Consider the following 20,965-nt stretch of genomic DNA (forward strand, 5'->3'; position numbering starts at 1 on the left):
CGTGCGCAAGACCGGAGTGGTCGCGGCCCTGATCGGGTCCGCGCTGGTGCTGGCGGGGTGCTCGGGAGGGGGCGCGGAGGAGCCGCGGCGGACCGTCACGGTCCTGGCGGCGGCCTCGCTGACCGAATCCTTCGACGAGCTCGCCGGCCGCTTCGAGGCCGAGAACCCGGGGGTGGACGTGCGCCTGGACTACGCGGGCTCGTCCACGCTCGTCGAACAGCTGATCCAGGGCCGCGGCGCCGACGTGTTCGCCTCGGCGAACACCGCGAACATGGACAAGGCCGCGGAGGCGGGGGTCACCGCCGGCGAGCCGCGGGTCTTCGCCACCAACGAGCTCACCATCGCCGTGCCGAAGGGCAACCCGGACCGCATCGGCTCCCTCGCCGACCTCGCAGCCCCCGGCAGGCTGGTCGTGCGGTGCGCCCCGGAGGTGCCGTGCGGCGCGGCCGCCCGGACCGTGGAGCAGGCCGCCGGGGTGCACCCGCGGGTCGTCAGCGAGGAGAACGACGTCAAGTCGGTGCTGCGCAAGGTGGCCGCCGGTGAGGCCGATGCGGGCCTGGTCTACGTGACCGACGTGCGCTCCGCGAAGGACCAGGTGCAGGCGGTGGACTTCCCGGAGGCGCGGCGGGCGGTCAACGACTACCCGATCGTTCAGCTGAAGGACGCGCCCGAGCCCGAGCTGGCGACGCGCTTCCTGGACTACGTGCACGGCCCGGCCGGAGCGGACGTGCTGGCCGCGCACGGCTTCGGCGCGGGATGAGGCCGGCCGGACCGGTCGGCGTGCCCCGTGCGCTGTGGGTTCCGGCCCTGGTGGCGCTCGCGCTGATCGTGCTGCCGGTGCTGGGGCTGCTCACCAGGGTGCAGCCCGGGCGGTTGCCCGCCCTGCTGAGCAGTCCGGCCGCGCTGGACGCGCTGGACCTCTCGGTGCGCACCTCGCTGCTGGCGACGGTGCTCTCCCTCGGGTTCGGGGGGCCGCTGGCCGTGGTGCTGGCGCGTGCGCGCCTGCGCGGGCTGCGAGTGCTGCGCGCGGTGGTGCTGCTGCCCCTGGTGCTGCCTCCGGTGGTCGGCGGGCTCGCGCTGCTGTACCTGCTGGGCCGCACCGGGCCGCTGGGCGGTCCGCTCGCCGACGCCGGGCTCCGGCTGCCCTACACGACGGCGGCGGTGGTGCTGGCGCAGACCTTCGTGGCGATGCCGTTCCTGGTGGTCGGGCTGGAGGGCGCGCTGCGCTCGGCCGACGAGCGCTACGAGCGGGTCGCCGCGACGCTCGGCGCGGGGCCGTGGCTGACGTTCCGCCGGGTGACGGTGCCGATGCTGCTGCCCGCGCTCGGTTCCAGCGTGGTGCTCACCTTCGCCCGCGCGCTGGGTGAGTTCGGCGCGACCATCACCTTCGCGGGCAGCCTGCAGGGGACCACCCGGACCCTGCCGCTGGCCATCTACACCACCGCGCAGTCCGACGTGGACGCCGCGGTGGCGATGTCGCTGCTGCTGGTGGTGCTGGCGCTGCTGGTGATCGGGTTGGCCGGGACGAGGGCCGTGGAGGGACACGCGTGACCGGTCTGCACGCCCGCATCGAGTTCGACCGCCCCAAGTTCGCGCTGAGCGCCGAGCTGGACGTGGCCCCGGGGGAGGTGCTGGCGGTGCTCGGGCCGAACGGCGCGGGCAAGTCGACGCTGCTGTCGGTGCTGTCCGGCCTGCTCGTCCCGCACCGCGGCCGGGTCGTCCTCGGCGAGGAGGTCTGGTGCGACGCGGCCACCGGTCGGTCGGTGCCGACGCACCGGCGGGGTGTCGGCCTGCTGGCGCAGAACGCGCTGCTGTTCCCCCGGATGTCGGTGCTGGAGAACGTCGCCTTCGGCCCTCGCGCGGCCGGGAGGCGCCGGGCCGAGGCGCGCGAGACCGCCCGCCGCTGGCTGGCCGAGGTGGACGCCGCCGAGTTCGCCGACCGCCGTCCGGCCCAGCTCTCCGGCGGGCAGGCGCAGCGGGTCGCGCTGGCCCGCGCGCTGGCGGCCGCCCCGGACCTGCTGCTGCTGGACGAGCCGCTGGCCGCCCTGGACGTGGACTCCGCGCCCGCGATCCGCAGCCTGCTGCACCGGGTGCTGCGCGAGCAGCGGCAGCCCGCGGTGCTGGTCACCCACGACGTGCTCGACGCCGTGGTGCTGGCCGACCGGGTCGCGGTGCTGGTGGACGGCCGGATCATCGAGCAGGGCCCGACGCGCCGGGTGCTGACCCGCCCGGAGGCCGCCTTCACCGCGCGCCTGGCCGGGTTGAACCTGCTGGTCGGCACCGCCGTCGAGGACGGCGTGGACTTCGGTGGCGGCGTGGTCGCCGGGCGGGCGGCCGAGGAGCTGCGAGCCGGTCAGCGCGCCGCGGCGGTGTTCTCGCCCGCGGCGGTCGCCGTGCACCGGGACCGGCCGCGCGGCAGCCCGCGCACCGCGGTGCCGGTGCGGATCGGCTCGCTGGAGCCGCGCGGCGACGTGGTGCGGTTGCGGGCCGAGACGCGGACCGCCGAGCCGGTGCCGCTGGCCGCGGACGTCACCCCCGCCGCGGTCGCTGACCTGGGGTTGAGCGGTGACGACGAGGTGTTCTTCGTGGTGAAGGCGACCGAAGTGGCCATGCACCCGGTCTCGGGAGGATCATTCGGGTCGTGACTGAGCAAGCGCCCTGGACGTATCTGATGGACATGGACGGCGTGCTGGTGCACGAGGAGCACATGGTGCCCGGAGCCGATCGGTTCCTGGCCGAGCTCCGCGAGCACGGCCTGCCGTTCATGGTGTTCACCAACAACTCGATCTACACCCCGCGGGACCTGCGGGCCCGCCTGCACCGGACCGGGCTCGACATCCCGGAATCGGCGATCTGGACCTCCGCGCTGGCCACGGCCCAGTTCCTCGAGAAGCAGCGGCCGGGGGGCAGCGCGCACGTCGTCGGCGAGTCCGGCCTGACCACCGCGCTGCACAACATCGGCTACGTGCTCACCGACCGGGACCCCGACTACGTGATCCTGGGCGAGACCCGCACCTACAGCTTCGAGGCGATCACCAAGGCGATCCGCCTGGTGGAGAACGGGGCCCGGTTCATCGCGACCAACCCCGACGAGAAGGGGCCGAGCCGGGAGGGCACCCTGCCCGCTACCGGCGCGGTGGCCGCGCTGATCGAGCGGGTGACCGGCCGGGCGCCGTACTACGTCGGCAAGCCGAACCCGCTGATGATGCGCTCGGCGCTGCGGGCGCTGGGCTCGCACTCGGAGAACACGCTGATGATCGGCGACCGGATGGACACCGACGTGCGCTCCGGCCTGGAGTCGGGGATGCAGACGATCCTGGTGCTCACCGGGATCTCGGACGTGAACACGGCGGAGCTGTTCCCGTACCGCCCGACCCAGGTGATCAACTCGGTGGCGGACCTGGTCGGCCACACCCACGACCCCTTCGGGATCTGATCGGCGGTCGAGGTGAACGGCCCGTTCGCCCGACCGGACCGGGCGAACGGGCCGTCCGCTCAACCCCGGGTGGGCAGCCTGTCGTCGGAGTCGACGATCCGCTTGCCCAGCGGGAACAGCGAGACGGGGATCAGCTTGAAGTTCGCGATCCCCAGCGGGATCCCGATGATCGTGACGCACTGCGCGATGCCGGTGAGGATGTGCCCCAGCGCCAGCCACCACCCGGCCAGCAGCAGCCACAGCACGTTCCCGATCGCGGAGAACGCGCCGGAGCCGGGCTCGTCGACGAGTCGGCGGCCGAACGGCCACAGCGCGTAGTTGGCCATCCGGAACGAGGCGATGGCGAACGGGATCCCGATGACGGTGATGGCGAGCACCACGCCGGCCACCGCGTAACCCAGGGCCAGCCACAGCCCACCGAAGATCAACCAGATCACGTTCAGCAGCAATTGCATGGGCTCAGCCTGCCATGATCACCCACGCCGTCACCCGGGTGGTGACCCCGAGATCTCCCCGAGGGCGGCCCCGGGATCAGACGCGGAGCTCCCCGGCGAGCACCGTCACCGCCCGCCCGCGCAGCGCGACGCGCTCACCGCGCGGTTCGGCCCGGACGAACCCGCCGCGCGCCGAGACCTGCTCGCCGACGAGCTCCCCGCCCCGGCCCAGCTCAGCGGCCCAGTAGGGCGCGAGCTGGCAGTGCGCCGAGCCGGTGACCGGGTCCTCCGGGATGCCGGCGGCGGGCGCGAAGAACCTGCTCACGAAGTCCACCCCCTCCCGGTCGCCGCGCGCCGTGACGACCGCGCCCCGGTAGGGCCAGGCGGCGATCCGCGCCAGGTCGGGGACGAGGGCCCGCACCTGCTCGGGTCCGGCGGCCCGGACGAGCAGCCGCTGCGGGCTCGCGAGCACCTCCCGCACCTCGATCCCGGGCAGCGCCGCCGCCAGGTCGGCGGGGGCGTCGACCGGGCTCGGGGGGCTGGCCGGGAAGTCCATCCCGATCCAGCCGTCCCCGGCGTCGGTGCAGACGAGCTCGCCGCTGCGGGTGCCGAACCGCTGCTCACCGCCGAGCACGTGGGCGGTGGCGAGGGTGGCGTGCCCGCACAGGTCGACCTCGGTGGTGGGGGTGAACCAGCGCAGCGGCTTGGGCTCGGTGCCGTCGAGCACGACGAAGGCCGTCTCGGCGTGCTTGAGCTCGGCGGCCACCGACCGCATCCACTCCTCGGGAGCGGGCGAGTCGAGCAGCACCACCCCGGCCGGGTTGCCGCTGAAGGGGGTCTCGGTGAAGGAGTCCACGACGTAGAGGCGCACGCCCTGGAGCTTATGAGGACGGGCGCGCTCCGACCGGCCACGCGCGGCGGGGGAGGGGAGGGCCGAGCCGAACCCGGACGTCACCCAGCGGGTCGGGGCCGCCCGTCGCCCCGAGCCGGGCGCCGCATCCGGGTGATCTCGGTGCCGGACTCCGAGCGGGCCGGGAATCAGCGCCCCGGCGAGCGAGCCGTTCCTCCTATCCTGGGCAGCGGAGCGATCACGCCTCAGGTGTGAACGACCGCGGGGTTCAGCCGAACGTCCGCGCATCCGCGCGGCCGACGAGGGGGATCAGATGTCCGATCCGGCAGCGGCCCTGCGAGCGGTCGCCCACAACGTCCGCGCGGCCCGGCTCCGAGCCGGCCTCTCCCCGGACGAGCTGGGACGACGTGCCCAGGTCGGCAAGGGTGCGCTGGTGGCGCTGGAGAAGGCGCAGGGCAATCCCGACCTGGCCACCCTGCTGCGGCTCGCCGAAGCCCTCGGCATCTCCGCCTCGGCCCTGATGCAGGGCTCGCCCGCGGGCCGGGTGCGCGTGGTGGCCTCCGACGAGGTCGTGCCGCTGTGGACCGGGGAGCGCGGCAGCGAGGCCAGGCTGGTGCTCACCACCTCCGCCGCGACCCCGGTGGAGATCTGGCGCTGGCGGCTCGCCCCCGGCGTGGAGTACCCGAGCCACCCGCACCAGGCGGGCGTCGTGGAGACGGTGAGCGTCACCTCGGGCCGGATGGTCCTGATCATCGACGGCGTCGAGCACGAGGTCGGCGAGGGGCAGACCGCCACCTTCGACGGCGACACCCCGCACGCCTACCGGGGCGCGGGCGGAGCCACCTGCGACCTGGTCATGACCGTTCAGCTGCCCCCGGGGCCCGCGCCCGGGGCGTGAGCCGCGTCCCGGGTGACGGTGGACGCATGGCGATCACTCGAACTCGCGTTCTACGCTCCTGGGGCGCTCGGGGAGGGGAGTCCTCGCACGCGCACGAACGCCCCGCGCCCGGTTCCGGGCCCGGGGCGTTCGTCTCTCCCGAGTTCGCCCTCGACTTCGACCGGCACCGGGGGCAATCATGAGTGCGCCTCGTCACACCGGCGTCGGGAGGGCACTGTGGACACCGTCTGCTCGCGCGAACCCAGCTACGACTCCGGGACCTCCGCGGTCCCGCTGCTCGGCGACACCATCGGCGCCAACCTGGACCGCACCGCCACCCGCGTTCCTGACCGCGACGCGCTCGTCGAGCACAGCGGCGGCCGGCGCTGGACCTACCGGGAATTCGTGGCCGACGTGGACGCCCTCGCGCTCGGGCTGCTCGACGCCGGCATCACCCGGGGTGACCGGGTCGGGGTGTGGGCGCCGAACCGGGCGGAGTGGACGCTCACCCAGTACGCCACCGCCAAGATCGGCGCGGTGCTGGTCAACATCAACCCGTCCTACCGCCGGCACGAGCTGGAGTTCGTTCTCGACCAGGCAGGCGTGCGGATGCTGATCGCCGCGCCGCGGTTCAGGAGCTCCGACTACGCCTCGATGATCGAGCAGGTTCGCCCGGGTCGTTCCGCGCTGGAGCAGGTCGTGCTGCTCGACGATCCCGGCTGGGACGCGCTGCTGGAACGGGGGCGGGCAGCCGATCCGGAACGACTCGCGGCGGCGGGGGCGGAGCTCGGTCCGGACGACCCGATCAACATCCAGTACACCTCGGGCACCACCGGTTTTCCGAAGGGCGCGACCCTGTCGCACCACAACATCCTCAACAACGGCTTCTTCGTCGGGGAGCTCTGCGGCTACACCGAGCTCGACCGGGTCGCCATCGTGCCGCCCTTCTACCACTGCTTCGGGATGGTGATGGGCAACCTCGCCTGCACCAGCCACGGCGCGGCGATGATCATCCCCTCCGAGGGGTTCGACGCGGGCACCGCGCTGGCGGCGGTCGCGGCGGAGCGCTGCACCTCGCTCTACGGGGTGCCGACGATGTTCATCGCCGAGCTCGACCACCCGGACTTCGAGGACGTCGACCTGAGCTCGCTTCGCACCGGCATCATGGCGGGCTCGCCGTGCCCTGCCGAGGTGATGAAGCAGGTCATCGAGCGGATGGGCATGACCGAGGTGGCGATCTGCTACGGCATGACCGAAACGAGTCCGGTCTCCACCCAGACCCGCGCCGACGACTCGCTGGAGCGCCGCGTCAGCACCGTCGGCCGGGTCGGACCGCACCTGGAGATCAAGATCGTCGACCCGGTCACCGGCCGCACCGCGTCCCGCGGCGAGCCGGGCGAGCTGTGCACCCGCGGCTACTCGGTGATGCTCGGCTACTGGGAGCAGCCGGACAAGACCGCCGAGGTCATCGACGCCGCCCGCTGGATGCACACCGGCGACCTCGCGGTGATGGACCCGGCCGGGTACGTGAGCATCACCGGGCGGATCAAGGACATGGTCATCCGCGGTGGCGAGAACGTGTACCCGCGCGAGGTCGAGGAGTTCCTGCACACCCATCCCGACGTGCTGGACGTCCAGGTCATCGGGGTTCCGGACGAGCGCTACGGCGAAGAGCTGATGGCCTGGATCCGGCTCCGCGAGGGCGCCCCGGAGCTCACCGCCGAAGCGCTGCGGGAGTTCTGCGCGGGGCGGCTCGCGCACTTCAAGATTCCCCGGTACGTGCACGTGGTGGACGAGTTCCCGATGACCGTCACCGGCAAGATCCGCAAGGTCGAGATGCGCGAGCAGGCGAAGACCCTCCTGGACCAGCGCTGACTCACCACCCGGCGACCACCCGTCCCGCCCACCGCGATTTCCCGCGAAATCCCCTGCCCCAGCCGCCCCGGATGCGCGATTTCTCGCGAAATCGGTCCTGGCAGGGCGAGCGGGTGCGCGATTTCTCGCGAAATCGCGGTGGCCCGCCAGCCGCGCGGCCTCGCGAAGTCCCCCGGCTCCGGCCGGCCTGGGTGCGCGATTTCTCGCGAAATTGCTCTTGGTGGGGCGGGGTGGGGTGGAACTTCTCGGGAAATCGCGGGTGGTGGTGCTCGGCCGGGGTGGGGAGCGGAGGCCGGACGGGGCGGCGTCCCGCCCGGTCCCCGGGAGGGCCCCGTCCCGGTCAGGTTTCGGCGAGTTCCGCCGCGTCCTCCTCGCCGAACTGGTCCTCCAGCCGCTCCGGTGAGGCGTCCACGTCGATCTGCGCCAGCGGCATCCCGCGCGCGGAGGCGATCGCGCCGAGCCTGCGGGCGGCCCGGTCGGTGGCGTAGGCGGCGAGCTCCTCGGTCTCGAGCTGGAACGGCCGCGTCGCGGGGGCATCGGCGGGCACCCACTCGATCAGCGCCATCGCGTGCGGCAACAGCTCCTGCATCATCTCGTCGACGTGGTCCCAGTTCTTCTCGTCGGCGGCGACGTGGCGACGGCACGTGAAGGTGCCCCAGGCCATGTGCCTGCGCTCGTCGTCCCCGATGTGGCCGATGAGCCGCTGCATCCCGGGGAACAGCCCTCGGCTGCGGCAGATCTTGTTCCAGGCGTAGTAGCCGGTCAGCGCCAGCGAGCCCTCGACGACGTGGTTGTAGGTGACGGAGGCGCGGATCTGGTTGCGCGGGCCCGGGTCGGCGTCGAGCGCGTGCAGCACCGTCGGCAGCGCCTCGTAGAAGATCGCCCGGTAGCCGGGGTTGTCCTCGACGAATTCGGTGAGGTCCTCGGTCAGTCCCACCGCGTCCATCCACAACCGGAACGCCTGGGTGTGCTTGGCCTCCTCGAAGGTGAACTGGGTGAGGTACATCTCGTCGCCGAACCGGCCCTCGGCGGCCATCGCGGCGAGGAAGGGGCGCAGGTCCTGGGTGACCGCTTCCTCTCCGGCGATGAACTCGGCGCAGAGCGCGGCGACGCTGCGCCGCTCGTCGTCGGTCAGCCCGGCCATGTCCCGGGCGTCCTGCTGGAAGTCCAGGTCGGCCGGATTCCAGAACTTCGCGTTGCCCTTGGCGAACAAGCGCAGCGGGAGGGAGTCCCAGTGGAGACCGCCGGGGCGCAGGGAGTGGAAGTCGTCGCGGTGCTTGCTGCTGTGCGTGGTGGTCATGGACAGCTCCAGCTCGCCCGGGGGTGTGAGTGGCGTTACATTCTCCGATTTTCGATACTCGGTAGTTCCGCGTCAAGGTCCGAGCGGGGGAGGTGAGCTCGAACGAGCGGTCCGGCGCGGCGGTTAGCCTGCACGGCGTGACCGCGACCGTCGGATTCGACCTCGACCTCACCCTCATCGACCCCAGGCCAGGCATGATCGCGGTGTTCGAGCGGCTCAGCGAGGAGTTCGGCCTGCCGCTCGACGGCGAGCACTTCGCGGCCAACCTCGGCCCGCCGCTGCCCGACGTGCTGCGCACCTACGGCTTCGACGAGCTGGTGGTGCACCGGCTGGTCGCGCGCTTCCGGGAGCTCTACCCCGAGCTCGTCGTCCCGATCACCCGGCCGATGCCCGGTGCGGGCGAGGCGCTCGCCGCGGTGCGCGAGCGGAGCGGGCGAGCGCTCGTGGTCACCGGGAAGTTCGAGCACAACGCCGCCCTGCACCTCACCGAGCTCGGCTGGGAGGTCGACCGGCTCGCCGGGGACGTGTTCGCCGCCGCCAAGGGCGACGTGCTGCTCGCCGAGCGCGCGGACGTCTACGTCGGTGATCATCTCGGCGACGTCGTCGGGGCCAAGTCCGCCGGGGCCACCGCGGTCGGAGTCGCGACCGGGCCCTATCCGGCCGAGGAGCTGCTGGCGGCCGGTGCGGACGTCGTCCTCGGCGACCTCACCGAGTTCCCCGCCTGGCTCGCCGCGCGCTGATCAGTCGCGGCGGGTGCGCAGCACCGAGCCGACCACGCCGACCACCAACCCGAGCGGGGCCAGCAGCGTCGCCAGGTTCAACCACACCGGCAGGTCGGTGCGGCCCGTCGCGTAGAGCGCGAACACGGCGAGCACCGCCATGACGCCTGCGGCGAACAGGGACAACGCCAGCGGGAGCAGGACGGGGCGGGAGGGCGCTGCGCTCATGCCGCTCAGCCTAGGACGCCGCTGCCGGGACGGGGACCCGCGGCCGGGCAGGACCGCGCGGGCTCACCGCTCTGCCGCAGGTCAGCGGCGGACGCGCCGTGCTCGGTCCGTTCGGGGCAGCGAGGGTCGGCGGTGTCCGTTTCGGGGCGGGTACTCTTAAACTGATGCGTCCTGGGAGCGCTCGACAGCGTGGCGTTCCGGGGCGTTTTTGTTGTGCTGGGGCCGATCGCGGCCCTGGTGCGGACGACGATGACGACTAGAGGGACCCGCTCGCTTCCGTTTTCGCGCCCAGTCCGGGCCCTGAGAGCGCGGCGCGCGGGCTGGGCATCGACAGGGAACGGTGAGGACAGTGCCGACCGGCAGGGTCAAGTGGTACGACGCGGACAAGGGCTTCGGCTTCGTGACCCAGGACGGTGGGGAGGACGTGTACGTGCGCTCCTCCGCGCTGCCCTCGGGCGTCGATTCGCTCAAGACCGGCCAGCGCGTCGACTTCGACATGGCCCAGGGGCGCCGGGGTCCGCAGGCGCTGCGCGTGCAGCTGCTCGACCCGCCGCCCTCGGTCGTCGAGGCCCGCCGCCGTCCCGCCGACGAGCTGCACGGCATGGTCGACGACATGATCAAGTTGCTGGAGCTGAAGGTGCAGCCCGACCTGCGTCGAGGTCGCTACCCCGACCGCAAGGTCTCCAAGCGCATCGGCGAGGTCGTCCGGGCCGTGGCCCGCGAGCTCGACCCCGGCGCCTGACCCCGGCCGACACCGCCTGACCTGACCCGGAGCCACTGGTGGCGGCCGGAGCCGACTTTTCGCGAGAAATCGCCCTGCCCGCGTCAGCCGGGTTCGCGATTTCTCGCGAAATCGCGCGCTCGCGACGTCGCCACCTGCCCCGGTAGAGGGCGACATTTCGTGGGAAATCGCCGTACCGCGCCCCGGTGGAGGGCGACATTTCGTGGGAAATCGCCGTGCCGTGCCCCGGTGGAGGCGACATTTCGTGGGAAATCGCGTTGCCGGGTGGGGGTGGGGTGCGATTTCTCGAGAAATCGCGGTGGGGCTTCGGGGAGTTGCGGGGGCTGGTCAGCGGGGGTCCAGGACCCAGGTGCCGGAGATGCCGAAGTCCACGCCGCCGTCGGCGTCGGCGGTGAGCACGGCCGAGTACTGCTGGACCTCGACGTGCTCCAGGCGGGTGCCGTCGGCGGGCACGCGGAGGGTGTAGGTGCGCCGCTCGTCGGGGCGGAAGACGGGAGTGCGCCCGTCGATCTCCCGGCCGTCGGCGTCCCGGTAGATGTAGGCGACCTGCCACGGGGTCGCGGAGACCTCGCCGGGCACCGAGATCTGCAGCGGAGACCGCTCCGGGACGTGCAGCTCGCCGACCGGGTCCGCGGGCGGGGGCGAGCACTGCTCCCCACCCGGGTCGCAGAACCGCGCGGGCGCGACCTCGACGGCCTCGCCGTGCGAGTAGAAGGTGACTTGCGGGTCCGCCGGTGCCGAGCATCCGGCCATTGCGGCGACACCCAGCGGAGCCGCGAGCAGCAGCGACTTCAGTCCACGATGCACGCCGCGAGCCTACGACCCGGCCGGAACCCGCTCGGTGCCCGGTGGGGAGGCCCGCCGCCGTCCCCGCCGCGAGAAGAGCCCGCCACCTCCTCGGACCAGGAGCGTCTGGGCGAGCGCGAGGGCCAGCAGCGCGGCGGTCGTGGCGAAGCCGATCCACCACACCGGCGGCAGCAGCACCCCGAGCGCCCCGCCGAACACCCAGCTCAGCTGAAGGATCGTTTCCGAGCGGCCGAAGGCCGAGGCGCGGGAGCGCTCGGCGACGTCCCGCTGCACCACGGCGTCCAGGCACACCTTGGCCAGCGCGCTCGCCGTCGCGCCGACGAGGGCGACCACGACGGCGAGCGGCACCCCGGCGAGCAGCGCCGCGACCGCGGTGGCCGCGAGGGCCGAGCCGAGGCAGCTCACGATCAGCCGGTCCGGGGCGCCGAACCGCATCCGCGAGCCGGCCGCGTTGCCGAGGAAGCTGCCCACCCCGGCCGCGCCGCCCACCGCGCCCAGCAGCACCAGTTGCCGGACCGGATCGCCCCCGGTTCCTTCCTTGATCACGAAGGCCGCGAAGAGGGTGAGGAAGCCGGTCAGCACCCGGATGCCGCCGTTGCCCCACAGCGCGACCAGCACGTGCGGGCTCAGCCGGGTTCGCCGCTCGCCGCCCGCGACGACCTCGCGGGCCTCTCCGGCGGAGCTCTCCACGCGCGAGGAGACCCGCAGGCACAGCCAGATCCCGGCCCCCGCGAGCGCGGCCATGAACCACAGCGCGCCCGGTGAGCCCAGCAGCCAGGCGCAGCCGGAGGCGATCGCGCCGAACACGCCGCCCGCGGCGAGGCCGAACGTGGTGAGCCGGGAGTTGGCGGTGGTGAGGTCGACCGCCGGGGGCAGCACGCGGGGCGTCATCGCGGCCTTGAGCACGCCGAAGGACTTCGACAGCACCATGCAGCCCAGCGCCGCCGGGTACAGCGCCCACCCGTCGAAGTTCAGCGCCATCACGATCGCCAGCAGCGCGCGCAGCCCGAAGGACACCGCCAGCGCCGCGCGCCTGCCCCGGCGCAGCCGGTCCAGGGCGGGGCCGATCACCGGGGCGATCACGGCGAAGGGGGCGACGGTGATCAGCAGGTAGAGCGCGACCATGTCCCGGCTCTCGCCGGTGGCGGCCGAGAAGAACAGGGTGTTCGCCAGCGCCACGGCCATCGCGGCGTCCACGGCGTAGTTGAGCATCACCGCGTAGGTGAAGCGGGCGAGCCCGGATTCGGCGGCGCCGTCGGCGTGCGCGGCGGACAGGAACAGCCCCATCGCGCGCCGGGTCAGCTCGCGGCCGCGCCAGGCAGCGACCCGGGTGACGGTGAGCTTGCGCGGGGGAGCGGTGCCGCCGCGTCGGCGGGAGTCCTGACCGGAGCCGGTCGCGGCGTCCTCGGCTGCCGGGCGCTCGGCGCCGGGGGCGGTGCCCGGATCGGCCCTCTGCCCGGGCCCGGGATCCCGGGCGGTCGCCGAAGCGCCGTCCGGGGCTGGCGCGCTCCCGGGAGTCGCCGCCGGCTCGCCGGGGCCCGGCGGGATCCGGCCGCGTCGACCGCGCCGCCCGGCTCCCCAGCCCGGGTGCCCGTCCCGTTCGCGTCGCAGCCCCATGCGCTCATCCTGCCCCAGCGCACGGCGCGATCGCGTCCCCGAGAGGGGTCTCCGCGGCTGTCCCGCCGCTCCTGGGGACGGGTCTTCCCCACCCGATCGAGGATGGGGATGAACGTGTTCCCGTCCTGTGGACGGATCACTCCGGCACGAAGCGAACGCGGTAGACGTGCGGCCAGAGCTTCCCGGTGAGCAGGAACTCGTCGGTCCCGGGCACCGCCGCGATCCCGTTGAGCACGTCGGTACCGGCCCGTTCCGAGCGCGGCAGCAGCCCGGAGGCGTCGACGACGGCCGTCACCTGGCCGGAGCCGGGGTCGATCCGCACGATCCGCTCGCTGCCCCACACGTTCGCCCACACCTGGCCACCGGCGCACTCCAGCTCGTTGAGCTCGGCCACCGGCCTGCCCTCCAGCACCACCGGAACCGAGCCGGTGACCGCGAAGCTCGCCGGGTCCCGGAAGGTGAGCGCGGAGCCGCCGTCGCTCATGACCAGCCGCGCCCCGTCGTGGCAGAGGCCCCAGCCCTCGCCGTCGTACTCCACCCGGCGCAGCTCGCGCAGGCTGTCGCGGTCCCGTTCCAGCGCGACCCCTTCCCGCCACGTGATCTGCCAGATACGGTTCCCGACGACGGTGATGCCCTCGCCGAAGAGCGCCGGGGGGAGGTCTCGCTCCCCGAGCACGCGGCCGGTGTCCGGGTCCAGCGCCCGCACCACCGATTCCCCGTACCGGCCGGTGCCCTCGTAGAGGGTCCCGCCGAGCAGTTCGAGGCCCTGGGTGAACGAGGAGCGGTCGTGCGGGAGCACGCGGGTCACCATCGCTCGAAGGTGTGGCACGCTGCGCGCGTGCTCAATGCTCTGATCGGTGTGCTCGCGCTCGCTCTGGCCGTTCTCCTGGGCTGGTACGTGCGCCGCGCACGCAGTCAAACCCAGAACGCCCAGCAGGCTCGCGACGATCACACCTCCGCGCAGGTGGCCGGCCAGCACGGCTCGGCGCGGGAGATCTCCGGTTCGCACCCCGAAAGCCTGACACGGGCGGCGACCGCACCGACCGCGTACGGCACAATCGAGCACGTGACGCCTATGCCTGCTCCGACCACCGACCCGGACGCTCCGCTCGGAGTTGCTGGGGAGCCGAGCGGCGAGTCCACGGGGACCCAGCCGGAACCGGCGCTCGACCCGACGTTGGCCGCGGCCGTCGAGGCGGCCCGCGCCGCGGCGGAGGCCGAGGCCGGCCCCGCCGCCGAGCCGATCGGTTCGCCGGTGCTCACGGTGGCTTCCGACGACGCTCCGGTGGGCGCGCACGTCGGCGTCGAAGCGGAGGGCCCGGACGCGGCCACGCACTACTTCGAGTCGAACTACCCGGGTTACGTCGGCTGGCGCTGGGCGGTGACGGTCGCCATCGCGGGACCGGAGGAGCCGGTCACCGTCAGCGAGGTCGTGCTGCTGCCCGGCAACGGTGCGCTCACCGCGCCCGCCTGGGTGCCGTACAACGAGCGAGTGCGGCCGGGTGACCTGGGCGCGGGCGACCTGCTGCCGAGCACCCCCGACGACCCGAGGCTGGCCGAGGGCTTCCTCTCCGGGGCCGATCAGGCGACCGAGGACCTGGCCCACGAGGTCGGCCTGGGCCGCAAGCGGGTGCTGAGCTTCGAGGGCAGGCTCGCGGCGGCCGAGCGCTGGCACGGCGGCGAGTTCGGTCCCGGCAGCGACATCGCCAAGCTCGCCCCGGGCGCCTGCGGCACCTGCGGCTTCTTCCTCCCGCTGGCGGGCTCGATGCAGGCCGCCTTCGGCGTGTGCGGCAACGAGATCGCTCCGGCGGACGGCCGCGTGGTGCACGTGGAGTTCGGGTGCGGTGCGCACTCGGAGGCCGAGGTGGACACCTCCTCGACGGTCCCGATCGCCGAGGTCGTCTACGACGACACCACGCTGGACTTCGAGTCGCGCGGGTGACCGCGCACGACGTCTTCGGGACGGCCGAGCTGCGGCGGGCCGTGCTGGAGTCCTGGGACGCCTCGCCGACGAGGTTCCGGGAGGACGCGAACGCCGAGGAGGACCTGCGCTTCGGCGGCTACCGCGACCGCCTGCTGGTGGAGCTGGCGCAGAACGCCGCCGACGCCGCCGGGGCGGACGGCGTGCTGCGGATCCGCTTCGAGGACGGCGAGCTGCGGCTGGCGAACACCGGCGCCCCGCTGACCGCGGACGGTGTCGCGGCGCTGGCGTCGCTGCGCGCCTCGGCGAAGCGCGACGGCGGGACGGTCGGCCGCTTCGGCGTGGGTTTCGCGGCCGTGCTCGCGGTGACCGACGCCCCGCGCGTGGTGTCGAGCACCGGCGCCGTGGAGTTCTCCGCCGAGCGCACCCGGTCCGAGGCGTCCGCGCTGCCGGGCCCGGCCAAGGAGATCGAGTCCCGCGAGGGCGGCGTGCCGGTGCTGCGGCTGGCCTGGCCCACCGGGGAAACGCCGCCGGAGGGCTTCAGCACCGAGGTCCGGCTCCCCGTCCGGTCCGATGTGGACGGCGATGGGCTGCTGGCCGGTTTCGCCGAGCACGCTTCCGACCTGCTGCTGGCGCTGCCCGCGCTCCGCGAGATCCACGTGGGTTCGCGGTCCTGGCGCCGCGAGGACCAGGGTGCCTCGCGCGCGGTCGTGCACGGACCGCAGCGCAGCGACCGCTGGCTGCTGCACCGGGTCTCCGGCCGGCTGGGCGAGTTCGCCGCGGAGGGCTTGGGCTCCGAGCAGCGCGGCCCGGTCGAGTGGTGGGCGTGCTGGGCGGTGCCGCTGGACCCCGACGACGTGCCGATCCCGCTCGCCGAGGACATCCTGCACGCCCCGACTCCCACCGAGGAGCGGTTGTCGCTGCCCGCTCGCCTGCTGGCGGGCCTGCCGGTGGAGGCGGACCGCCGACGGGTGACGTCCTCCCCGGTGGTGGACTCGGTGTTGGCGTTCGCCGCCAAGAGCTACCCCGATCTGGTCGCGAAGGTGTCGCCGTCGCACCGCACCGCGCTGGTCCCGCTGCCCGGCTTCCCGCTGTCCGATGTGGACGGGAAGCTGCGGCAGGGCGTGCTGGACCGGTTGCGCGTCACCGGCTGGCTGCCGGGCGGAGCGGGCGGGGTCGTCGCCCCGCACCAGGCCGCGGTGCTCGAGTACTACTCGCCGGAGCTGGTCTCGCAGCTGGCGGACGTGGTCCCGGGGCTGCTCGCGGCGGAGCTCTCCGACGCCCGGCAGCGTCGCGCGCTGAGCACCCTGGAAGTGCGCCGGCTCGGCGCGGCCGAGATCGTCGAGGCGGTCGGCGGCCTGGACCGCCCCGCCGCCTGGTGGTACCGGTTCTACGACGCGCTGGCCCCGATCCAGCGCACCGACCTGCGGGCGCGCGAGGAGTTCGCCGCGCTGCCGGTCCCGCTGGCCGACGGCCGCACCGTCACCGGTGCCCGGGACGTGCTGCTCGCCGACGGCGAGGGGGACACCGGCCCGGCGGCAGTGCTGGCCACCCTGGACATCTCCGGCCTGCGCATCGCGCACCCCGACGCCGCGCACCCGCTGCTCGAACAGCTGGGCGCGCACCGCGCCGGGCCGGCCGAGCTGCTGGACGCCCCGCCGCTGGCGGAGGCCGTGCGCGGCAGCGTCGCCGAGGCGCGGGTCGGGGCGGACGTGCTGCCGCTGACGGAGTCGGTGCTCGGCCTGGTCAGCGAGTCGCACGTCCACGACTGGCTCGCCGCGCTCGCGATGCCCGACCGCGACGGGGAGATCCGCCGCGCCGACGAGCTGCTGCTGCCGGACGCCGAGCTGCTGGCCGTGCTCGACCCGGAGGAGGTCGGCCCGGAGGGCGCGCTCGGGGTGCTGGACGGAGCGTTCGCCGCCCGCTGGCCACGGCGGCTGTTGCGCGCGGTCGGCGTGCTCGACGGATTCGCCCTGCACGTCGAGGAAGATCCGATCGACCCCGACGAGCGCTTCGCCGACAGCGTCCAGTGGTGGCACGAGCAGGAACGGCTGGCCGGGGGAGCGTGGCCGCCCGCTCGTTTCGTCGCCGTCCGCGACCTGGACCTGGTCGCCGACGAGTCGTGGCCGGAGGCGATCCGGCTGCTCACCGGTTCCGCCGAGATCGCGCGCGTCCTGGAGGACCCGCGGAGCCACCCGGCCTGGTGGCTGTCCCGCTTCGCCGTGCTCGCGGGCAGGCCGCCGAGGTTCTGGCGGCTCCCCGAGGCGGAGGAGATCGCGGGCATCTACGACCCGGTGCCCGAGGTCGGCCTCGACCGGCGTCGGCTGCGCCTCGCCGGGGTGCGCGGGGAGCTGCGCGTCGACGATCCCGAGGAGGCCGCGGATCTCGTGGCCCGCTTGGGAGATCCGGACCGCGGCGTCCGCGCGGGCACCGCGCTGCGCGCGCACCGCGAACTCGCGAACGCCGTGGTCGACGGCGTCGTCCCGCCCGGGGTCGCCGGGCCGCCGGAGTCGGTGCGGTCGATCTCCGGGGCCGTGGTGAGCGCGGAGCGGGCCGTGGTGCTGGACGAGCCCTGGATGCTCGGGGTGCTCGAAGCGCCCCTGGTCGTCGCGGGCGGCGGGCCGGATCAGTTCGACGCGGAGGCCCTGGCCGAGCTGCTGGACCTCCCGCTGGCCTCGGAGGAGGGCACCATGCGGGTGCTCGCGGAGGGGCGGGCGCAGAGCTGGGCCGAGGTCGGCCGCGTCGCCGGGACCTGCGAGCTCCTGGGGATCGCCGTCCCGTCCGGGGAGGTCGTGCTGCACGACGGTCTCCGGGTGAGCACGCGCGGCGGCGAGCAGCGGGTGCACTGGTGGGTCGACGGTTCGGGAGCGGTGCACGCCGAGCGCACCCCGGACGGCCTCGCCCGCGCCCTCGCCTGGGCGGCCGGGGCGTGGGAGTCCCGATTCGCCCTCGCCGCCCTGCTGGCCGATCCCGAGGCGGTCACCCTGCTCCGCTGAGCGCGGGCAGGGCGACCGGCCGGGTCAGCCCCGCAACGAGCGGAGGAAGCGGTTCCAGGCCCTCGGCCCGAAGACCAGCGTTCCGCCGTCGCGGTCCTTCGTGTCCCGGACGGCGACGACACCCGGTGCTGAGCCGACCTCGACGCAGTTCTGAGCTCCGCCGTGGCTCCTGCTGGACTTCCGCCAAGTCATCTCTGACACCGTGCTTACTCCTCGCCCAGTTCCCGGATCTGTCGGTCGATCAAGCGCAGTGACTCTCGATCGCTCAGCGCAGCGACGCGCAGCCGATCGAAAACCAGGCTATAAGCGCGCACGTGCTGGGAGCCAGAGAAGTAGTCGGCACTCGTGAGATTCTCGATGTAGGCGATGGTCGCGTCAGCGGCGTCGATGTGCAGCAAGGTGAACATGAGCCCCATGCCAGGATGCGTCCCCATGGAGGTGGGGATCAGCTGAATCGTGACGTTGTCGAGGTCAGCGAGCTGGCGGATGTGCTCCAGTTGTCCGCGATGGATCTCCGGGTTGCCGACCCGGCGTTGGATTGCTTCCTCGCCCATCACAGCCCACACCTGAGGTGGATCTGAGTCGAACAGCTTGCCCGAGCGCCTTTCCCGTGCCGAGGCGATCTCGTCGACCTCGACGGACGGCACCATGACGGACGCGCTCAGGCATTCATGTGCGTAGGCCGAGGTGTGCAGAAGTCCCGGTATCACATCCGGGAAGAACATCTTGATCTCTGACGCGCTCTCCTCCAGGCTCACGTACTTCTTCGCCCAGTCGGTCACCCGAGCGGCCGGAAGCTTGCGCCTGGCCTCAACTGCCAGGCGGTGCACCTTGTCCCCTGCTCGTTCGTGAGCGCCGTACAGCGTCAGCAGGACTTCGATGTCCTTGTCGGACAGCTTCCCCTCACCGGTCTCGATCTTGCTCACCTTGCTGCGGTACCAACCGAGGTGGCTCGCCACGTCGTCGGACGTCAATCCGGCTGCTTCGCGCAGGTCTCTCAGCTCCGCGCCGAGCACGAGCCGTTGAACGAGCGGACCAGGATCTTTGGCCATGGGTGCCAGTCTGCCTTCCCCCCATTCAGCGAAGATCCTGGGACTCGCTGGTATCTCCACTAGGAATCCTAGTAACGTTCCGTATTGGATCAAGTGCTAAGAGGGAGGGGCGAGCATGTTGGCCGATGGGGCGAAGGTGGGGCGGTGGCAGCCGGTGAGCAGCGGTCGGCACGCCTTCGACCTGGCCGCGCGCTCGTCCGAACCGGGGGAGCTGGTGCGGGCGCTGTGCGGGATCCCGGTCTCCAGCGACGAGTTGCAGCGCGTCGCCGACGAGCTGGCCTGGATCGGCAAGGCGACCTGCATGGACTGCTGGCGCGTGCTCGCGAAGCGCACGCGCTGATCCGAGACCCGGACCGGTCGCGGTGATCCCCGACCCGCGACCGGTTCGCCGGGTGGCCGGGCGGCCCCCTCCCCGACTCCGCCCGGTCACCCTCCCACCGCAGAGGAGATCGGCATGGCCCCGCACGACACGCCCGCCCGCTGCTGGGCGGCCTTCGGGTACCAGAACCACCTGATCCCGGCCGTCGACGCCGACGAGATCGCGGGATGCTGCGGGGTCCTCGCCGACCGGGACGAACTCGTTCCGCGCGACGACCGCCCGACCTGCTCGGTGTGCGCCACCGTCGCCCGGACCGGCGAGCACAGCATCGTTACCTTCCCCGGAACGACTGGTTGTTAATAGCCAAACGGGTGAGCTGCCGGTGCGCTGCCTTGACCACCAATTCCGGCATTCCCGCCCGGCAGCGCCCCGCCGCGTGCTGAGCTGATCGCTGACCCCACCCCCGAGATCCGGACGACGAGATGACACCGCCCCGCCCACCGCACGGACACCCGCCCCACCAGTCCCGGCCGCCCGTCCAACCGCCCCCGCACTGGCAGCCGCCCCCGCACTGGCAGGCACCCCTGCCCCTCGCGCGGGAGCCACGCCGTTCCAGCAAGAAGCCGGTGGTCCTCTCCCTCGCGGTCGCCGCCGTCGTGGTGCTGCTGCTCGGCGTCGGGATGTTCGTCCTCGGCAACGAGGGCGGGACGAGCGGTGCCCAGGACGAGCGCGGGGCGGAGCGGTTCCTCCAGATGACCCCCGGCGGCCCGGCGGTGCGCTACGGCGACGCGGCCGCCTACGACGCCTGCGCGGTCCTGCCCCCGGACGCCCTGGAGCAGACCGGGCTGGAGATCTCACCGAACCGGAACCTGGAGCACTCCTACACCAAGGAGGACGTGGCCCCGGACCAGGCGTTCACCGGGAACGAGATGAGCGGGTGCGATTACCTCGTCCAGTCCGCGACCCGAGGGGCCGACAACGTCTCGCTGAAGCTCTACCAGCAGCCGCGCTCCCCGCGATCCGAGCTGGAGTGGATCGCCGGCCGCGCGGCCGACGCGGACGTCCCGGCCGAGATCCGCACGGACCGGGGAGTCCAGGTCGGCTACTGGCGTGATTCCGACCAGGAAGGCGGGTGGCTGATGACCGCCGTCCGCCCCGAGGCCGCCGTCCACGCGGTGATCACCCTGACCGATCCGGAGTACGGCGGGCGCCCCGCCGAGCAGGTCGTGCGAGACCTGAGCACGCGCCTCGTGGACGGGCTCGCGGCCGGGCCGAGCGCGCTGGAGATCGCCTACACCGGGCCGTACGCGGACACCCCGCACCCCTGCGACCTGCTGAACCCGGCCGCGCTGGAGGCGTCCTTCCCCGGAGAAGCGAGCGGTTGGGTGCGGGACACCTACCTGCCGGGCGAGTTGAGCATGGCCGGAACAGGTGGGTACCGGGTGGACACCGGCTGCTCCCGTTCGATCGCCGCCGAGAAAGACATCTACGGTCCGAGCCCGGACGGCATCAGGGCCTCGTTCATGCACTGGGACGCCCCGGAAGCCGGGCGCGAGCACCTGGCGACCATCTGCGGCCGCGCCACCTTCGGGAAGGAGCCCGTGCCCTCGGACGTGCGGATCGGAGACGGGGAAACCTGCCTCACCGACCTCATCGGGGACTGGCGGCTGGAGTTCCAGGCCGGCAAGACGACCGTCACCCTGAGCCCGACCCACGCGCCGCAGGACCCGCAGCAGGTCGCACGGCTGCTGGAACCCGCCGCGCAGGAGATCATCCGCAACCTGCCCTGACG

General features: G+C 73.2%; 22 protein-coding genes and 1 pseudogene. 14 read left to right on the forward strand and 9 right to left on the reverse strand.

What is annotated here, in order from left to right; all coding sequences use genetic code 11:
- The first annotated feature begins 1 nt into the window (after position 1).
- The 5 genes and pseudogenes from modA (at position 2) to ACL03H_RS05200 (ending at position 3,436) form a co-directional block, all read left to right on the forward strand.
- Positions 2 to 760 carry a molybdate ABC transporter substrate-binding protein gene (modA, locus tag ACL03H_RS05180; protein ID WP_412809921.1) on the forward strand — a complete coding sequence of 253 codons (759 nt, stop codon included), beginning with the start codon at positions 2 to 4 and terminating at the stop codon, positions 758 to 760.
- Positions 757 to 1,551: an ABC transporter permease gene (locus tag ACL03H_RS05185; protein WP_412809922.1), complete on the forward strand. Its 795-nt coding sequence runs from the start codon at positions 757 to 759 to the stop codon at positions 1,549 to 1,551. The genes modA and ACL03H_RS05185 overlap by 4 nt, the downstream gene beginning before the upstream one ends.
- Positions 1,552 to 1,607: 56 nt before the next feature.
- Positions 1,608 to 2,030, forward strand: a pseudogene (locus tag ACL03H_RS05190) (ATP-binding cassette domain-containing protein); the annotation flags it as partial.
- Positions 2,031 to 2,393: 363 nt separating this feature from the next.
- The gene (locus tag ACL03H_RS05195; protein WP_412810014.1) at positions 2,394 to 2,645 is read left to right on the forward strand and encodes a TOBE domain-containing protein; all 252 of its coding nucleotides are present in this window, start codon (positions 2,394 to 2,396) and stop codon (positions 2,643 to 2,645) included.
- Positions 2,646 to 2,671: 26 nt separating this feature from the next.
- Positions 2,672 to 3,436, forward strand: a complete 765-nt coding sequence (locus ACL03H_RS05200) for an HAD-IIA family hydrolase (RefSeq protein ID WP_412810015.1) — start codon at positions 2,672 to 2,674, stop codon at positions 3,434 to 3,436.
- Positions 3,437 to 3,495: 59 nt separating this feature from the next.
- On the opposite strand, the gene ACL03H_RS05205 is transcribed toward ACL03H_RS05200, so the two are convergent.
- Together ACL03H_RS05205 and ACL03H_RS05210 are read right to left on the reverse strand one after the other, a co-directional pair.
- On the reverse strand, positions 3,496 to 3,891 hold the full coding sequence (locus tag ACL03H_RS05205; RefSeq protein ID WP_412809923.1) for a YccF domain-containing protein: 396 nt from the start codon (positions 3,889 to 3,891) through the stop codon (positions 3,496 to 3,498).
- A 76-nt stretch (positions 3,892 to 3,967) separates the two neighbouring features.
- Positions 3,968 to 4,741: a PhzF family phenazine biosynthesis protein gene (locus ACL03H_RS05210; RefSeq protein ID WP_412809924.1), complete on the reverse strand. Its 774-nt coding sequence runs from the start codon at positions 4,739 to 4,741 to the stop codon at positions 3,968 to 3,970.
- Between the two features lie 292 nt (positions 4,742 to 5,033).
- Here ACL03H_RS05210 and ACL03H_RS05215 point away from each other — a divergent pair, with 292 nt between their 5' ends.
- On the forward strand, positions 5,034 to 5,618 hold the full coding sequence (locus ACL03H_RS05215) for a helix-turn-helix domain-containing protein (protein ID WP_412809925.1): 585 nt from the start codon (positions 5,034 to 5,036) through the stop codon (positions 5,616 to 5,618).
- Between the two features lie 216 nt (positions 5,619 to 5,834).
- On the forward strand, positions 5,835 to 7,472 hold the full coding sequence (locus tag ACL03H_RS05220) for an AMP-binding protein (RefSeq protein ID WP_412809926.1): 1,638 nt from the start codon (positions 5,835 to 5,837) through the stop codon (positions 7,470 to 7,472).
- Positions 7,473 to 7,812: 340 nt separating this feature from the next.
- On the opposite strand, the gene ACL03H_RS05225 is transcribed toward ACL03H_RS05220, so the two are convergent.
- Positions 7,813 to 8,772 (reverse strand): R2-like ligand-binding oxidase, encoded by a 960-nt coding sequence (locus ACL03H_RS05225; protein WP_412809927.1) that lies wholly within the window; start codon positions 8,770 to 8,772, stop codon positions 7,813 to 7,815.
- Between the two features lie 137 nt (positions 8,773 to 8,909).
- Between ACL03H_RS05225 and ACL03H_RS05230 the strand changes: the two genes are divergently transcribed.
- Positions 8,910 to 9,512: an HAD family hydrolase gene (locus tag ACL03H_RS05230; protein ID WP_412809928.1), complete on the forward strand. Its 603-nt coding sequence runs from the start codon at positions 8,910 to 8,912 to the stop codon at positions 9,510 to 9,512.
- On the opposite strand, the gene ACL03H_RS05235 is transcribed toward ACL03H_RS05230, so the two are convergent.
- Complete coding sequence (locus tag ACL03H_RS05235; RefSeq protein ID WP_412809929.1) at positions 9,513 to 9,719, reverse strand: hypothetical protein; 207 nt, start codon at positions 9,717 to 9,719, stop codon at positions 9,513 to 9,515.
- 349 nt (positions 9,720 to 10,068) lie between these two features.
- Between ACL03H_RS05235 and ACL03H_RS05240 the strand changes: the two genes are divergently transcribed.
- Positions 10,069 to 10,461 (forward strand): cold-shock protein, encoded by a 393-nt coding sequence (locus tag ACL03H_RS05240; RefSeq protein WP_412809930.1) that lies wholly within the window; start codon positions 10,069 to 10,071, stop codon positions 10,459 to 10,461.
- A gap of 327 nt (positions 10,462 to 10,788) precedes the next feature.
- Here ACL03H_RS05240 and ACL03H_RS05245 read toward each other — a convergent pair whose 3' ends face one another.
- From ACL03H_RS05245 to ACL03H_RS05255, 3 genes are all read right to left on the reverse strand, one after another.
- Positions 10,789 to 11,268, reverse strand: a complete 480-nt coding sequence (locus ACL03H_RS05245; protein ID WP_412809931.1) for a DUF2771 family protein — start codon at positions 11,266 to 11,268, stop codon at positions 10,789 to 10,791.
- A gap of 9 nt (positions 11,269 to 11,277) precedes the next feature.
- A complete protein-coding gene (locus ACL03H_RS05250; RefSeq protein WP_412809932.1) occupies positions 11,278 to 12,885 on the reverse strand; it encodes an MFS transporter in 1,608 nt (535 codons plus the stop codon).
- A gap of 136 nt (positions 12,886 to 13,021) precedes the next feature.
- Positions 13,022 to 13,696 (reverse strand): glutaminyl-peptide cyclotransferase, encoded by a 675-nt coding sequence (locus ACL03H_RS05255; RefSeq protein WP_412809933.1) that lies wholly within the window; start codon positions 13,694 to 13,696, stop codon positions 13,022 to 13,024.
- A gap of 264 nt (positions 13,697 to 13,960) precedes the next feature.
- Between ACL03H_RS05255 and ACL03H_RS05260 the strand changes: the two genes are divergently transcribed.
- On the forward strand, positions 13,961 to 14,827 hold the full coding sequence (locus tag ACL03H_RS05260; RefSeq protein ID WP_412809934.1) for a DUF3027 domain-containing protein: 867 nt from the start codon (positions 13,961 to 13,963) through the stop codon (positions 14,825 to 14,827).
- Positions 14,824 to 17,802 carry a sacsin N-terminal ATP-binding-like domain-containing protein gene (locus tag ACL03H_RS05265; protein ID WP_412809935.1) on the forward strand — a complete coding sequence of 993 codons (2,979 nt, stop codon included), beginning with the start codon at positions 14,824 to 14,826 and terminating at the stop codon, positions 17,800 to 17,802. The genes ACL03H_RS05260 and ACL03H_RS05265 overlap by 4 nt, the downstream gene beginning before the upstream one ends.
- Before the next feature lie 24 nt (positions 17,803 to 17,826).
- On the opposite strand, the gene ACL03H_RS05270 is transcribed toward ACL03H_RS05265, so the two are convergent.
- Both ACL03H_RS05270 and ACL03H_RS05275 read right to left on the reverse strand, forming a co-directional pair.
- On the reverse strand, positions 17,827 to 17,994 hold the full coding sequence (locus tag ACL03H_RS05270) for a DUF397 domain-containing protein (RefSeq protein WP_412810016.1): 168 nt from the start codon (positions 17,992 to 17,994) through the stop codon (positions 17,827 to 17,829).
- A gap of 14 nt (positions 17,995 to 18,008) precedes the next feature.
- Positions 18,009 to 18,854 carry a helix-turn-helix domain-containing protein gene (locus ACL03H_RS05275; protein ID WP_412809936.1) on the reverse strand — a complete coding sequence of 282 codons (846 nt, stop codon included), beginning with the start codon at positions 18,852 to 18,854 and terminating at the stop codon, positions 18,009 to 18,011.
- 115 nt (positions 18,855 to 18,969) lie between these two features.
- Here ACL03H_RS05275 and ACL03H_RS05280 point away from each other — a divergent pair, with 115 nt between their 5' ends.
- From ACL03H_RS05280 to ACL03H_RS05290, 3 genes are all read left to right on the forward strand, one after another.
- Complete coding sequence (locus ACL03H_RS05280; RefSeq protein ID WP_412809937.1) at positions 18,970 to 19,194, forward strand: zinc finger protein; 225 nt, start codon at positions 18,970 to 18,972, stop codon at positions 19,192 to 19,194.
- 114 nt (positions 19,195 to 19,308) lie between these two features.
- Complete coding sequence (locus ACL03H_RS05285) at positions 19,309 to 19,533, forward strand: hypothetical protein (RefSeq protein WP_412809938.1); 225 nt, start codon at positions 19,309 to 19,311, stop codon at positions 19,531 to 19,533.
- A gap of 266 nt (positions 19,534 to 19,799) precedes the next feature.
- A complete protein-coding gene (locus tag ACL03H_RS05290; RefSeq protein WP_412809939.1) occupies positions 19,800 to 20,963 on the forward strand; it encodes a hypothetical protein in 1,164 nt (387 codons plus the stop codon).
- Positions 20,964 to 20,965 lie beyond the last annotated feature (2 nt).

Source organism: Saccharopolyspora antibiotica (assembly GCF_047200635.1).
In the GTDB taxonomy this organism is placed as follows: domain Bacteria; phylum Actinomycetota; class Actinomycetes; order Mycobacteriales; family Pseudonocardiaceae; genus Saccharopolyspora_C.

Bases quoted from the DNA above. Each gene is read 5' to 3' on its own strand.
- ACL03H_RS05185 (WP_412809922.1), top strand. From the start codon at position 757: ATGAGGCCGGCCGGACCGGTCGGCGTGCCCCGTGCGCTGTGGGTTCCG.
- ACL03H_RS05200 (WP_412810015.1), top strand. From the start codon at position 2,672: ATGGACATGGACGGCGTGCTGGTGCACGAGGAGCACATGGTGCCCGGA.
- ACL03H_RS05205 (WP_412809923.1), bottom strand. From the start codon at position 3,891: ATGCAATTGCTGCTGAACGTGATCTGGTTGATCTTCGGTGGGCTGTGG.
- ACL03H_RS05215 (WP_412809925.1), top strand. From the start codon at position 5,034: ATGTCCGATCCGGCAGCGGCCCTGCGAGCGGTCGCCCACAACGTCCGC.
- ACL03H_RS05225 (WP_412809927.1), bottom strand. From the start codon at position 8,772: ATGACCACCACGCACAGCAGCAAGCACCGCGACGACTTCCACTCCCTG.
- ACL03H_RS05235 (WP_412809929.1), bottom strand. From the start codon at position 9,719: ATGAGCGCAGCGCCCTCCCGCCCCGTCCTGCTCCCGCTGGCGTTGTCC.
- ACL03H_RS05250 (WP_412809932.1), bottom strand. From the start codon at position 12,885: ATGGGGCTGCGACGCGAACGGGACGGGCACCCGGGCTGGGGAGCCGGG.
- ACL03H_RS05255 (WP_412809933.1), bottom strand. From the start codon at position 13,696: ATGGTGACCCGCGTGCTCCCGCACGACCGCTCCTCGTTCACCCAGGGC.
- ACL03H_RS05260 (WP_412809934.1), top strand. From the start codon at position 13,961: ATGCCTGCTCCGACCACCGACCCGGACGCTCCGCTCGGAGTTGCTGGG.
- ACL03H_RS05270 (WP_412810016.1), bottom strand. From the start codon at position 17,994: ATGACTTGGCGGAAGTCCAGCAGGAGCCACGGCGGAGCTCAGAACTGC.
- ACL03H_RS05275 (WP_412809936.1), bottom strand. From the start codon at position 18,854: ATGGCCAAAGATCCTGGTCCGCTCGTTCAACGGCTCGTGCTCGGCGCG.
- ACL03H_RS05280 (WP_412809937.1), top strand. From the start codon at position 18,970: ATGTTGGCCGATGGGGCGAAGGTGGGGCGGTGGCAGCCGGTGAGCAGC.
- ACL03H_RS05285 (WP_412809938.1), top strand. From the start codon at position 19,309: ATGGCCCCGCACGACACGCCCGCCCGCTGCTGGGCGGCCTTCGGGTAC.